Source organism: Actinoplanes sp. NPDC048791 (assembly GCF_040650095.1).
Taxonomy (GTDB): Bacteria; Actinomycetota; Actinomycetes; order Mycobacteriales; family Micromonosporaceae; genus Actinoplanes.
In genome coordinates this window covers 1-12,770 of the sequence record NZ_JBEZGQ010000143.1, presented here as the reverse complement: position 1 = coordinate 12,770, position 12,770 = coordinate 1, and the positions used below count along the sequence as shown (strand labels likewise).

General features: G+C 72.6%; 10 protein-coding genes and 2 pseudogenes. 6 read left to right on the top strand and 6 right to left on the bottom strand.

The window, feature by feature from the left end:
* A pseudogene (locus tag AB0C29_RS13780) lies at window positions 1–370 on the bottom strand (hypothetical protein); the annotation flags it as partial.
* Here AB0C29_RS13780 and AB0C29_RS13775 point away from each other — a divergent pair.
* From AB0C29_RS13775 to AB0C29_RS13765, 3 genes are read left to right on the top strand one after another with little or no spacing between them, the layout of a single operon-like run.
* A complete protein-coding gene (locus AB0C29_RS13775; protein ID WP_360819805.1) occupies window positions 357–755 on the top strand; it encodes a TlpA disulfide reductase family protein in 399 nt (132 codons plus the stop codon). The pseudogene AB0C29_RS13780 and the gene AB0C29_RS13775 overlap by 14 nt on opposite strands.
* Window positions 752–1,435, top strand: coding sequence for a CoA pyrophosphatase (locus tag AB0C29_RS13770; RefSeq protein WP_360819802.1), 684 nt, complete (start codon window positions 752–754; stop codon window positions 1,433–1,435). Before AB0C29_RS13775 ends, AB0C29_RS13770 begins: the two co-directional genes overlap by 4 nt.
* A gap of 22 nt (window positions 1,436–1,457) precedes the next feature.
* The gene (locus AB0C29_RS13765) at window positions 1,458–2,636 is read left to right on the top strand and encodes a MarP family serine protease (RefSeq protein ID WP_360819799.1); all 1,179 of its coding nucleotides are present in this window, start codon (window positions 1,458–1,460) and stop codon (window positions 2,634–2,636) included.
* Here AB0C29_RS13765 and AB0C29_RS13760 read toward each other — a convergent pair.
* Both AB0C29_RS13760 and AB0C29_RS13755 read right to left on the bottom strand, forming a co-directional pair.
* The gene (locus tag AB0C29_RS13760) at window positions 2,633–3,247 is read right to left on the bottom strand and encodes a GyrI-like domain-containing protein (RefSeq protein WP_360819796.1); all 615 of its coding nucleotides are present in this window, start codon (window positions 3,245–3,247) and stop codon (window positions 2,633–2,635) included. The two genes, AB0C29_RS13765 and AB0C29_RS13760, sit on opposite strands and share 4 nt — an antisense overlap.
* On the bottom strand, window positions 3,234–3,776 hold the full coding sequence (locus AB0C29_RS13755) for a PadR family transcriptional regulator (RefSeq protein WP_360819793.1): 543 nt from the start codon (window positions 3,774–3,776) through the stop codon (window positions 3,234–3,236). The genes AB0C29_RS13760 and AB0C29_RS13755 overlap by 14 nt, the downstream gene beginning before the upstream one ends.
* A 40-nt stretch (window positions 3,777–3,816) precedes the next feature.
* On the opposite strand from AB0C29_RS13755, the gene AB0C29_RS13750 reads away from it, so the two are divergent.
* Window positions 3,817–4,197, top strand: coding sequence for a hypothetical protein (locus AB0C29_RS13750; protein WP_360819790.1), 381 nt, complete (start codon window positions 3,817–3,819; stop codon window positions 4,195–4,197).
* A 12-nt stretch (window positions 4,198–4,209) separates the two neighbouring features.
* On the opposite strand, the gene mycP is transcribed toward AB0C29_RS13750, so the two are convergent.
* Together mycP and eccCa are read right to left on the bottom strand one after the other, a co-directional pair.
* On the bottom strand, window positions 4,210–5,502 hold the full coding sequence (gene mycP / locus AB0C29_RS13745; RefSeq protein WP_360819787.1) for a type VII secretion-associated serine protease mycosin: 1,293 nt from the start codon (window positions 5,500–5,502) through the stop codon (window positions 4,210–4,212).
* 210 nt (window positions 5,503–5,712) lie between these two features.
* Window positions 5,713–9,690, bottom strand: coding sequence for a type VII secretion protein EccCa (gene eccCa / locus AB0C29_RS13740; RefSeq protein ID WP_360819784.1), 3,978 nt, complete (start codon window positions 9,688–9,690; stop codon window positions 5,713–5,715).
* A 171-nt stretch (window positions 9,691–9,861) separates the two neighbouring features.
* Between eccCa and eccD the strand changes: the two genes are divergently transcribed.
* Window positions 9,862–11,298, top strand: coding sequence for a type VII secretion integral membrane protein EccD (gene eccD / locus AB0C29_RS13735; RefSeq protein WP_360819781.1), 1,437 nt, complete (start codon window positions 9,862–9,864; stop codon window positions 11,296–11,298).
* 62 nt (window positions 11,299–11,360) lie between these two features.
* Here the strand turns inward: eccD and AB0C29_RS13730 are convergent, their stop codons facing one another.
* Window positions 11,361–11,864 carry an inorganic diphosphatase gene (locus AB0C29_RS13730; protein WP_023562899.1) on the bottom strand — a complete coding sequence of 168 codons (504 nt, stop codon included), beginning with the start codon at window positions 11,862–11,864 and terminating at the stop codon, window positions 11,361–11,363.
* Window positions 11,865–12,380: 516 nt separating this feature from the next.
* Here AB0C29_RS13730 and AB0C29_RS13725 point away from each other — a divergent pair.
* Window positions 12,381–12,770, top strand: a pseudogene (locus AB0C29_RS13725) (D-alanyl-D-alanine carboxypeptidase/D-alanyl-D-alanine-endopeptidase); the annotation flags it as partial.

Here is a 12,770-nt window from a genome sequence, read left to right as displayed (position 1 = left end):
TGCTGGCGCGGTGGCTGACGCCACCCCTGGCGCTGCTGCTCGCCGCGTGCACGGCCACCGAGGTGCCGCCCCCGACACCCGCCGAGGACGCCGCGTCACCCTTCACGGACTGCGCTGCGCTCACCGCACCCCTGCTTTCCTCGGCAGCGCCGTCTTCCTCGGCCATGCCGCCTTCCGGGGACTCGCGTTCCTCCGCGGGGAAGCCGAACTCCGCGGCCTCGGGTTCATCCGCGGGGACGTCGAACTCCGCGGCCTCGGCGTCTTCCCCGGCTTCGCCGCCTTCCGCGGCCCTGCCTTCCGCGGGGCCGTCAGACTCGGCGGGGACCGGGCCGGCTGCTGATCTGCCGGATGTCTCGTTGCCGTGCTTCACCGGTGGCGGCCCGGTCCGGCTCACCGCCCTGCGCGGACCTGCGGTGATCAACCTCTGGGGCTCGTGGTGCGGGCCGTGCCGGGAAGAGCTGCCCGTCATGCAGGCGCTGTCTGACGCCACCGCCGGCCGGCTGCGAGTGATCGGCGTCGACACGCGCGACTCCCGGGACGCCGGGGCGTCGTTCGCCGCGGGCCAGGGCGTCTCGTTCCCGACGCTGTTCGACCCCGACCAGCAGCTGCTCACCGCACTGGGCAAGGTCGCCCTGCCGGTCACCGTGTTCATCGCCGCCGACGGCAGCCGTGAGCTCTACACCGGCAAGGCCCTCGACAAGCCCACCCTCGGCGCTCTCGTGCGGACCCACACCGGCGTGACGGTGACCGGGTGAGCGGGCGTCCGGACGGCCTCCCCGACTGGTGGGAGCCGCTGCTGACCCGGGTCGGCTCTGCCCGTACCGAAGATTTCACCGCCCTGCGGGCACCGGCCAGCGGCGGCCGAGCCAGCGCGGTTCTCGTGCTGCTCGGCGAGCAGCGGCCGGGCGAGCCCGACCTGCTGGTGTTGCAGCGGGCGGCCACCATGCGCAACCACGCCGGGCAGGCGGCTTTCCCCGGCGGCGCGGCCGACCCCACCGACGCCGACCCGGCGGCCACCGCCCTGCGCGAGGCGAACGAGGAGGTCGGTCTCGACCCGGCCAGCGCGACCGTGCTGGCCACCCTGCCGGAGCTCTACATCCCGGTCAGCCGCTTCGTGGTGACCCCGGTGCTGGCCTGGTGGCACGCCCCGCACCCGGTGCACGTGCGGCAGCCCGCCGAGGTCGCGCACGTGGCCCGGCTGCCGGTCGCCGAGCTGGTCGACCCGGCCAACCGCATCCGGGTACGGCACCCGAGCGGCTGGGTGGGCCCGGCGTTCCAGGTGCGCGGCATGCTCGTCTGGGGCTTCACCGCGGGGGTCGTCTCGGCTCTGCTGGACATGGCCGGCTGGAGCCGGCCGTGGCAGCCCGGCCGGCTCATGGAACTGCCCGACACCCCGGTCGCCGTGCCGGCCGCCTCCGACGAGGTGGTCTCGTGACCGTCACTTCTACTCTGAGCGAGTGCTTGTGGTCGATGGAATCCTGATCCTGCTCATGCTGGTCTTCGCGATCAGCGGATACCGGCAGGGTTTCGTCATCGGTGCGTTGTCCTTCGGCGGGTTCTTCAGCGGTGTGCTGATCGGCCTCCAGGTGGGCCCGCTGATCGCGAACCAGTTCGCGGACGGCACGGTCCGGCTGGTCGTCTCGCTGGTGTCGATCTTCGCGCTGGCCGTGCTCGGGCAGACCCTGGCCGGCTGGCTGGGCACCCGGCTGCGCCGCTCGATCAGCAGCCCGCCGCTGCAGCGGCTCGACGACGCCGGCGGCGCCGTGGTCTCGCTCGTCGCCGTGCTGCTGGTGGCCTGGCTGATCGCCGTACCGCTGGGATCGACGCCGTTCCCCGGCATCAACAAGCAGGTACGCAGCAGCGCCGTGCTCAACGGCATCAACTCGCTGATGCCGGAGCAGGCCCAGGCGCTCTCCGCCGGGCTGCGCGAGTCGCTGAACACCAACGGCTTCCCGGACGTCTTCGGCGGCCTGGCCCGGACCAACGCCCGCGAGGTCGCCGCGCCGGACCCGGCGCTGGCCAAGGCCCCGGTGGTGGTCAACTCCCGCAAGTCGGTGATCAAGGTGCTGGGCACGGCACCGAGCTGCTCGCGGCGCATCGAGGGTTCCGGCTTCGTGTACGCCGACGAGCGCGTCATGACCAACGCGCACGTGGTCGCCGGCACCCGCAACGTGCAGGTGGAGACCACCAACGACCGGCTGGACGGCAAGGTCGTGGTCTACGACCCGGAACGCGACCTGGCGGTCATCTACGTGCCGGGCCTGCGGGCGCCGGTGATGCCGTTCGTCAAGAAGCCGGCCGGGACGGGCGCCAACGCGGTCGTGCTGGGCTATCCGCTGGACGGCCCGTACGACGCGCAGTCGGCCCGGGTCCGCGAGGTCAGCAACATCACCGGCCCGGACATCTACGACTCGGGCGACGTGACCCGGGAGATCTACACGATCTACGCGAAGGTCCGCAGCGGCAACTCCGGCGGCCCGCTGGTGGCCCCGAACGGCGACGTGCTGGGCGTGATCTTCGCGGCGGCGGCCGACGACCAGACGGTGGGTTTCGCGCTGACGGCGGCGGAGGCCGCGGGCACGGCCAGGCTGGGCACCGAACGCACCCGAGGCGTCAAGACGGGCGACTGCGCTTAGCCATCGGCGGCCACCGGCTGGCGGAGGATCGTGCGGAGTTTCTCCGGGGCCACCCGGCGGGCGTCGCTGAGGTAGATCTCGTGGTGCCGGCCGACCGGGCGTAGTCCACGGCTGGGCAGCAGCTCGTCGTGCAGGTGGGCCAGGATCGGGCCCTCGTCGTCGTACGAGCCGAGGTGCAGGGTCTGCAGGCAGCGGCCCTCGGTGAGCTCGACGACCCGCAGCAGGCTTTCCGGATCCCGGCCCTTGGCCTGGGCCTGCTCGACGGCCGCGGCCAGGAGCTGCTCGTCGAGCCAGTCCGGCTGGCGGATCAGCATCCGCCACGACCAGCGGTCCTTCTCGCGGGTCAGGAAGGTCGTCATGTCGTCGGACCACCACTGACCTTCGAGGGGCATGACGACATAGTCGCGGTCCAGCTTGTTCTTGCTGAGGAACTTGGCGGCGTAGGACGCGGTGAACAACGCCTCGACGGCCTGCTGGTAGCTCGGGGAGCCCGGGCGGCCGCTGCCGTCGACAGCCAGGTAGCGCAGGGCGGGGACGTCCACCTCGGCGTACCGGCCGGTCGGCGGGGCGTAGAGGGCCCGCTGGTCGCGCTTGAGGTCAACTTTGGACATCCGGAGCCTCCAGGGACTCGATGGTGCGCCGGATCCAGCCGTGCTCGGCGTCCAGCATGGCCAGGGCGTAGTCGAACAGGGCGGCGACCGCCGGTGGGGCGCCGGCGGCTTGCTGGTCGCGGTGGGCGGTCAGCCGGTCGAGCTCGGCGGTGACCGCGTGGCTGCGGGCGTGCAGGGCATCGACGGTGGTCGCCGGATCGAGCATCGGTGCGTTGGCCAGGCCGATGAGGACCGGCGGGTGCGGCGGGGACAGGGTCGCGAGCGCTCTGCGGGTGGCCTCGGCGGTGAGCTGCCGCCCGGCGCTGGTCGGCGCGTAGACCCGGCGGCGAGGGCTGCCGCCGGCGACCGGGGCGATGAGGCCGTCGGTCTCCAGCTTGCGCAGCAGGTAGTAGAGCGAGGAGAAGGCGATGGGAGTCCACTCCCGCATGCCGCGGGTGGCGATGACCTGGTCGAGGTCGTAGCCGTGAAGCGGGCGCTCGACGAGCAGGCCCATGACGAGCAGTTCGGCGGGGGTGAGCTCGCGACCCATGCCGATACTCTAGTGCTGGAGTAAAAGTAGGGTGGTCGGCATGTCGACGCCGCACTCCGCCGAGGTTCTGGCCGCCCTACGCGATTTTGTGGCCCGCCTCGACGGGCTGGATCCGGCGGCGCCGCTGGTGGGTGAGCTGGTGGTCGGGCTCGGGGACGAGACTGAACGGCTGACGCTGCGGTTGCCCGTGGCCCGGGCGTTGACCGAGGCGCTGCGCGGCTACCACGACCCGCGGGACCGGGGGAGCTGTGCGCACTGCGCGACCGGGCGGCTCGACGACGACTTCGTCTGCCGCGACTGCGGGATCGTGAACGGGCTCTTCGGCCAGACGATCGCTGCGTTCGTGGCCTCGGCGCCTCAGGAACCGGAACCGCGCGGGATCACGGCCGCGGGACGGCCTGACGGCACGCTGGGCGACTGAAGCCGCGCTGGGTCAGACGACGCGGGCGAAGCGGCGGAACGTGAGGATCGCCGCCACCACCGACACCATGAACAGCAGACCTGCCACTCCCCAGCCGCGCGGGGAGGTCGGGGGTTGAGCATCCCCCGCCCGGGCCGCCGTGCCGTAAGCGCCCGGGACGCGAGCGCCCACGATCGCGTTGTTCGGCGCCGACTGGGCCTGGCCCGAGGCCGGGGCGTTGCCGAAGCCGGCGATCCCCGGTGAGGCCGTCGTGTCCAACGGGTTGCGCAGCACCGCCGGGACCTCGGCGGTCAGTGCGCCCGTCGGGTCGACCAGGCCGTAGCCGTACTGGCCGTCGCGGCCGGCCGGGCCGCGGTCCTTGGCCGTCTTGATGATGCGGTTGACGACCTCGGCCGCCGACATCGTGGGCCAGCGGGAGCGGACCAGCGCCGCGGTGCCGGAGACCATCGGGGCCGCGAAGCTGGTGCCCTGCACCCGCCAGTAGCCGCCCGGGCGGGCGCCGACCAGCTGGGTCGCCGGTGCGGTCACCACCGTCTCCTTGCCCGTGATCGAACCCGACCACAGCACGTCGCCGGCCTTCTCCATGCCCGCCACCGCGATCACGCCGGGCTCGCGGGCCGGATACCAGACGCCCGACGAGGTCGACGCGTTCGCGTTGCCCGTGCAGGCCACCACGACCACGTCCTTGGCAAACGCGTAGTCCAGGGCGGCCGCCAGGGCCGGGCTGCTGCCGTTGCCGCCGAGGGACAGGTTGATGACGCGGGCGCCGTGGTCGACGGCCCAGCGCACGCCCTTGGCGACGATCAGCGCGTCGTCGTAGCGGTTCTCGCGGTCCAGGACGCGGACCGGAAGGATCTTGGCTTTGGGGGCGATGCCGACCACGCCGGCCTCGTCGTCACCGCGGCCGGCGATGAGAGCCGACACCGTGGTGCCGTGCCCGACCAGGTCGGTGTCGCCGTCGCCGCCGGAGTCGACCAGGTCGAGGCCCGGCAGCACCTGGCCCTGAAGGTCCTTGTGGCCGGAGTCGACGCCGGAGTCGATCACGGCGACCGTGACGCCGGCGCCGGACGCGTACGTCCAGGCGCCCGCCACGTTCAGCGTCTTGAGATGCCACTGCTCGGCGCGGACCGAGTCACCGAGCCAGGGCTCCGGCTCGGTGAGCGGGCCGTTGAGCGTGCTGGGGACCGTGGCGGTGGGCTCGATCTCGGCCTTGGCGGCGAACGCGGGCACGCCGCTGAGGCCGATACTCAGGCCCGCGACCGTGGTGGCGGCGGCGAGCCGGACGGGCAGGTGCCGGGCGTTCACCAACGGGCACCGCCGCAGGCCCGACGGCGTACGGCATCGTCACGCCTCGATCGGCGGGACGCACGCGGTGCTTCGCTCACAGCGCTCACTGGCGGCATGACCATTCTGATGATGGACGGTCGATGCTGGGAGATTACTCCGAATCCGCGCGTTGTCGCTGGGGTCTGTCGATGCGGATCGCACCACAGGTGTGACGACGCAGGTCGAAGGCTAGTACGGCGGCAGATGTGACAACTGGATCAACCGCACTCCCTCACGTCGAGTCATCAAGCGACCACGCCCTGGTGGCATCAGGGTCGGCCGGATCGGACCGATGAGCGCGCCCTCGTCGCTCGGCCCGGACATCACCAGTCCCGGCGAGGACAGTTCGCGCAGCCGCTGGATCACCGGGTCGTACATCGCCCGGCTGGCGCCACCGGCCCGCCGCGTCACGATCAGGTGCAGGCCGACGTCGCGGGCCTGCGGGAGGTACTCCACGATCGGCTGCAACGGGTTGGTCGGACCGGACGCGACCAGGTCGTAGTCGTCGACCAGCACGAACAGCTCCGGACCGGTCCACCAGGACCGCTCGCGCAACTGCTGGGCGGTGACGTCCGGGCCGGGCAGCCGGCGTTCCATGTAACCGGCCACGGACTCCATCAGCTCCAGCGTCTTCGCGGCCTGGATGCCGTAGCCGATCCGGTGGTCGGACTCGGGCAGGTCCATCAGGCTGCGCCGGTAGTCGACCAGGATCAGCCGGGCCTCCTCGGGCCGGAACCGGCGCATCACGGTGGTGGCGAGCGCCCGCAGGAACGACGACTTGCCGCACTCGGCGTCGCCGAACAGCAGGAAGTGCGGGTCACCGGCGAAGTCGATCTCGACCGGCTGCAGATCCGACTCGGCGATGCCGATCGGCAGGCGCAGGCCGGTGGACCGGGCCAGGTCGATGTCCGCGTACGGCAACGACGGCGGCAGCAACCGCACCCGCGGCGCCACCGGCCCGGTCCAGTTGGTCGCGATCATCTTGACCAGCTCGGCCGTCTCGCCGGCCCCGCTCAGCTCGGGCCGCACGGTCAGCAGGTGCAGGCTCTTGTTCTTGTCCGTGGGGTGCTCGACCAGGCCCCGGCCGGCCTTCTCCGGCACGTTGACCGCCGCGCGCCGGTTCACCATCGAGTCGGTCGGGTCGCCGAGGCGCAGCTCGACCCGGGAGCCGAAGAGGTCCCGGATCGCGGGGCGGAAGTCCATCCAGCGCGGCGCACTCGTGACCACGTGGATGCCGTACGAGAGGCCGCGGGTGGCGATGTCGGTGATGACGCCCTCGAGCTCGTCGTAGTCCTTGCGCAGCGTGGTCCAGCCGTCGACCACCAGGAACACGTCGCCGAACGGGTCGGTGTCGGCGCCGTTGTTGAGCCCGGCCTGGGCCGCGCGGCGCCGCCGGTACGACGACATGGAGTCGATGCCCAGCTCGCCGAAGCGGGCCTCGCGCTCGGTGAGCAGAGTGGAGACCTCGCCGACCGTGCGCCGTACGCCGACCGAGTCGAGCCGCCCGTAGACGCCGCCGACGTGCGGCAGGTCCTTGAGCGTGCCGAGCGAGCCGCCACCGAAGTCGAGGCAGTAGACCTGCACCTCGGCCGGGGTGTGGGTCAGCGCGAGCCCGCAGATCAGCGAGCGCAGCGCGGTGGACTTGCCGGACTGGGCGCCGCCGACGACGGCCACGTGCCCGGCGCTGCCGCTGAGCTGCAGCCACATGACGTCGCGCAGCTGCTCGCGCGGCTTGTCGATCAGCGCGATCGGCACCTGCAGGGCGCCGTGCAGCTCGGGGTTGGCGAAGGCCAGACCGCGGACCGGGTCGACGGTCACCGGGCCGAGCAGCTCGTCCAGGGCGGCCGACTGGTTCAGCGGCGGCAGCCACACCTGGTGGGCCGGCGGCCCCTGACCGTTGAGCCGGGCCACCATGACGTCGAGCAGGCTCTCGCCGGCCGGCGTCTCCTCGGGCACGGGCTTGGCCGGCTTGACCGGCTTCGGCGCGGGCACGTAGTGCGTCGAGTAGGACAGCACCTGTGGCGCCGAGCCGTCGCGGGTCGCGCCGGGACCGCCGCCGCCGGCTTTGCGGAACGCCCCGGACACGTACGCGGCCTTGAACCGCACCAGCGGCTCGGTGCCGAACTTGAGGTAACCGTGGCCGGGCGAGCGTGGCAGCTCGTACGCGTCCGGCACGCCGAGCACGGCCCGCGACTCCAGCGCCGAGAAGGTCCGCAGACCGATCCGGTACGACAGGTGGGTGTCGAGGCCGCGCAGCCGGCCCTCTTCGAGTCGCTGGCTGGCCAGCAGCAGGTGCACGCCGAGCGAGCGGCCCAGCCGTCCGATCTGGACGAAAAGGTCAATGAAGTCCGGCTTGGCGGAGAGCAGCTCGGAGAACTCGTCACAGATGACCAGCAGCGACGGCAGCGGGGACAGCGCCGCACCGCCGGCCCGGGCCTTCTCGTAGTCGCGCAGGCTGGCGAAGTTGCCGGCCTTGCGCAGCAGCTCCTGGCGCCGGAGCAGCTCGCCGTCGATGGCGTCCACCATGCGGTCGACCAGCGGCAGCTCGTCGGCCAGGTTGGTGATCACGGCGGCGGTGTGCGGCAGCCGGTCCAGCGAGGAGAAGGTCGCGCCGCCCTTGAAGTCGACGAGCACGAAGTTCAGCGTCTCGGAGGAATGGGTGGCGGCCAGCGCCAGCACCAGCGTGCGCAGCAGCTCCGACTTGCCGGAGCCGGTGGCCCCGATGAGCAGGCCGTGCGGGCCCATGCCGTCCTGGGCGGACTCCTTGAGGTCCAGCTCGATGGCGCCGCCGTCCGCGCCCAGGCCGATCGGCACCCGCAGCTTGTCCCGGTTGGGCCGGGGCAGCCACGCCTGGGCGACGCTGAACGAGTCCGGGTCGCCCAGGTTGAGCAGGTCGGCCAGGCCCATCTCGGTGGCCATCGGGGTGTCGGAAGAACGCGACATGGCGGCCAGGCGCAACGGTGCCAGCCGGCGGGCGACGGCCTCGGCCTCCTCCTCGCTGAGCCGGTCCGGCGTGCCGACATCCGCGGCGTGATCCATCGCGTACGTGTGCAGCTCGTGCCGGCCGCTGCCCGGCTTGACCTCAAGCACCAGCAGTGAGCGGTCCAGCAGCCGGGGCGGTACGTCGTCGAGGTCCAGCACCGTCACGCCGTCGATGCCGTCGTCGAGCTGGGTGGCGCCCTTGAGGTCGGCGCCGTCGAGCACGATCACCACGTGCGGGCCGTTGCCGCTGCTGCCGGCCGGGTTGAACCGGGGCCGGTTGCCGATCACGTCCTCGAGCAGCTTCTCCAGGTCGGGTCCGGCGCTGGCCACGAGCCGGACCTGGCCGAGCCGGTCGGTGCGCGACGGGTGCAGGTTGTGCGGCAGCCACTTGACCCATTCCCACATCGCGCGGCGCTCGGGACCGGCGCAGACGGCGATGATCAGGTCGTCCGGGGCGTGGAAGACCGCGAGCTGGGCCAGCACGGCCCGGGTCAGGGCGCGCGCGTCGGCCTCGCCGGTGGGGCCCTGCCCGCGCATGAAGACCCGGGCGAAGCCGCGCAGCGAGACCGCCACCGGCAGGTCCGGGACCACCGAGTACGCGTCCAGGAACCGGCGCAGGGCGCCGGCGGTCATCGGCTCGAGATCCTCCAGCGGCCGGGTGACCGGCGGGATCAACGGCGTGGCCAGGGTCTGCGGGCCGACGGCGAGCCGCACGACCCCGAAGTCCGGGTCGGCCGAGCGGCGCTCCCAGACCCGGTGGCTCTCGGCGGTCGACCAGAGCTGCTGCGGGTCGGGGTGGCGGTAGAACAGGCCGATGCGCTGCCTGCTGGCGGTGTCGCGCACGCGCCGGCGCAGGCCGGACAGATGCCGCAGATACTCCCGGCGGGCGGCCATCATCTCGGCCTTCTTGGGCCCGCCGCTGCCGCCGAAGGACGTGGCCAGCATGGCCAGTGACGAGACGCCGAACAGGCCACCGACCACATAGGAGAACGCGCCGCCGCCACCGCGGCCCATCATCATGGCCATCGCGACCGAGCCGCCGAGCATCGGCAGCACCATCATCGCCTGGGTCCAGCGGCCGCCGACGGCCTGCGGGATCTCGGGCGGCGGATCGACGGCGAGCTCGCCGGTCGGGATCTCCGGCGCCGGCCGCCGGGCAGCCCGCTTGATCACCACCGTGCTCATACCGAGAGTGTCCCTTTCATCCGCAACCACCCGCCTTGCGCACATCATCCACTTTGGCGAGTGGTGGCTGTGCCCCGTCCGCATGACCAGCGACCGGTCACCGCGCAGGGCTCATGGTAGGTAAAGTCCCCACCGTTCCGCAGCCTCCTCACCATCGATGGGAATAACGGCATGAGCGTGGGCTTGGCCCGAGTCACGATCAGCGCGCCACAGCGCCGGGTCGACGTGGCGCTGCCCGAGCACGTACCGCTGGCCGAGCTGCTGCCCGAGGTCCTCCGGCACGCCGGCGAGGGACTGGCCGACGACGGTGAGAAGCACGGCGGCTGGCTGCTGCGCCGCACCGACGGCGTCGCGCTGGCGACCGCCCAGGGCCTGTTCCCGCAGGGTGTGCGCGACGGCGAGGTGCTGCACCTGGTGCCGGCCCGGGACAACTGGCCCGAGCTGGAGTACGACGACGTCGTCGAGGCGATCGCCGAGGGCGCCCGGCGCCGCGGCACGATCTGGTCGCCGGCCTCGACCCGTACGGCCACCCTGGCCGGCTGCGCGGTGCTGCTGTCCATCGGCCTGCTCGCGGTGCTCGCGGCCGGACCGGCCTGGGGCGGCGCGGCCTTCTTCGGGCTCGGCGTCGGCCTGCTGCTCGCGCTGGCCGGCATCACGGCCTCCCGGGCGTACGGGGACGCGCGCGCCGGGGCGGTCCTCGGTGGCTGCGCGCTGCCGTACGCGTTCGTCGGCGGCGCCGTGCTGATCGCCTCGGGTGACCCGGTCGGCGTCTTCGCACTGCTGTCCTGGATCGGCGGCCCCGAGCTGCTCGCCGGCTCGGTGGCGCTGCTGCTGGTCGCCGCCCTGGGTGCGGTCGGCGTGGCCGCGTCCCTGCGGGTCTTCACCGCCGGCATCATGATCGGCCTGTTCGGGGCGCTGACCGCCCTCGTCGCGCTGCTCACCTCGGCCGCCGGTGCCGCGGCGATCCTGCTCTCCGCGCTGGTCTGCGGCATCGGCGCGCTGCCGCTGCTGGCGATCCGCCTGGGCAAGATGCCCACCCCGCCGGTGACATTGCCCACCGGCAGCGAGGCGGAGCAGAGCTTCACCGGCGCCCCGGCCCGCAGCTCGGCGATGGACGCGGCGCGGGAACGCCCCGACCGGGCCCGGGTCTTCGCCGCGGTCAGCCGCACCGAGGAGTTGCTCACCGGCCTGCTGATCGGGCACGCCCTGCTCTGCGTGGGCGCTTTCGTGGTGCTGGCGTCCGCCGGCGGCCTGTCCGCGCAGATCCTGACCGGTCTCGCCGTGGCCGCGTTGCTGCTGCGCTGCCGGCTGTTCGTCACCCTGCGCCAGCGGCTCCCGCTGATCTCCGCCGGGCTGTTCGGGCTCTTCACCCTGGGGGTCGACCTGCTCTGGGGCGCGGGCGAGGCGATGCTGCTCGGCCTGGGCGTCACGGTCCTGCTGGTGGCGCTGGCCGCGGTCGCCGCCGGGGCGACCTGGACCCGCCGGCCCCCGTCGCCGTACCTCGGGCGGGCCGCCGACCTGCTGGACACCCTCGCGGTGGTGGCGGTCATCCCGGTCGCCTGCGCCGTCATCGGCCTCTACGGCATGGCCAGCAACCTCAGCATCTGACCCCGGGCCACGAAAAACGCGGCGGTCGAGCAAAAGCCCGGCCGCCGCGTCTCGCTGTCAGATCAGTGACCCTCGTCGTGGTGCTCGGCGGCCTCCGCGCGCTTGAACGACGCCCGGATCTCCTCCTCGGCCTCGACCCGGCCGGTCCAGGTCGCGCCTTCGACCGACTTGCCGGGCTCGAGGTCCTTGTAGACCGTGAAGAAGTGCTGGATCTCCATCCGGTCGAACTCGCCCAGGTGGTGGATGTCGCGCAGGTGCTCCTGGCGGGGGTCCTCGTAGGGCACGCAGAGGACCTTGTCGTCGCGGCCCTTCTCGTCGGTCATCCGGTACATGCCGATCGCCCGGGCCCGCACGAGGCAGCCGGGGAAGGTCGGCTCCTGGATCAGCACCAGGGCGTCCAGCGGGTCGCCGTCCTGACCCAGAGTGCCCTCGATGAACCCGTAGTCAGCCGGGTACTGCGTCGCGGTGAAGAGCGTCCGGTCCAGTCGGATCCGGCCGGTCTTGTGGTCGACCTCGTACTTGTTCCGCTGGCCCTTGGGGATCTCAACCAAGACGTCGAAATCCATCGTTCGCTCCCTTGTTAGCCCCGCAGTCGGACCCGGCAGGGCGTGGCGACGGAGCGGGAGCAGGAATCGGCCCCGAGGATCCGCGCGCACCGGTGTGCCGGATGTTTGTAGTCTCCCCTAAGTCTGACGCCACGTACGGAGGAGGGGCTCGTGGGGAGGCAAGATTCACAGAACACTCCTGAGTACGACGGCGTGTCAGGACCGGAAAACGGTCATTCGCCGGTAGGGCGGGCCAGTGTGCCGCCGGCCGCAGCGCCGGTGACACCGCCGGCGCCACGTCCCGCCGGGACGACCTACGGCCGCGCCTCGGTGCCGCTGAACATCGCTCATCCGCAGCCCCAGGCTGCTCAGGGGCCCCCTGCGCCCCAGTCGGCCCCGGTGACTCCACCGCCGGCTCAGCCCTCGGCCGACCCGCCGGGTCAGCCCGGAAGTCCGGCACCGGGCCCGGCCGTTCCCCCGGCCGGGGTACCGGCAGCGGCGGAGCCGGGTACGGGTAAGTCGCGGCGTACCGTCGTCTTGTCGCTTCTTGCAGCCCTCGTGCTGGTCGTGGTCGCAGCGGCCGGAGTGCTCGTGGTCCGGCCCGGTCCGGTGGACGGCTGGCTGTCCGCCGACCCCGCCTCGACCCCCTCGGCGGCCCCCACTCCCGACCCGACACCGACGCCCGTGCTGGCCGCGGCGGACACCTCGGGCACCGCGCCCACCGCCGCCGGGGTCCGCGCGGCAATCGCGTCGCTGCTCAAGGCCGGCCCGCTCGGCCCGCAGGTCAACGTGTCGATCGCCGACGTCGCGACCGGTGAGTCCCTGTTCGAGCAGAACGCGGACACCATGACCACGCCCGCCTCCACCACGGCGGCAGCTCCCGCCACCGGCGCACCCTTTGCGACGAATTCACCATTCGCGTCGAAC

Excerpts from the sequence above, each read along its gene's own strand:
- AB0C29_RS13760 (WP_360819796.1), bottom strand. The coding sequence starts at position 3,247 with ATGTCCAAAGTTGACCTCAAGCGCGACCAGCGGGCCCTCTACGCCCCG.
- eccD (WP_360819781.1), top strand. The coding sequence starts at position 9,862 with ATGAGCGTGGGCTTGGCCCGAGTCACGATCAGCGCGCCACAGCGCCGG.
- AB0C29_RS13730 (WP_023562899.1), bottom strand. The coding sequence starts at position 11,864 with ATGGATTTCGACGTCTTGGTTGAGATCCCCAAGGGCCAGCGGAACAAG.
- AB0C29_RS13755 (WP_360819793.1), bottom strand. The coding sequence starts at position 3,776 with ATGGGTCGCGAGCTCACCCCCGCCGAACTGCTCGTCATGGGCCTGCTC.
- AB0C29_RS13750 (WP_360819790.1), top strand. The coding sequence starts at position 3,817 with ATGTCGACGCCGCACTCCGCCGAGGTTCTGGCCGCCCTACGCGATTTT.
- eccCa (WP_360819784.1), bottom strand. The coding sequence starts at position 9,690 with ATGAGCACGGTGGTGATCAAGCGGGCTGCCCGGCGGCCGGCGCCGGAG.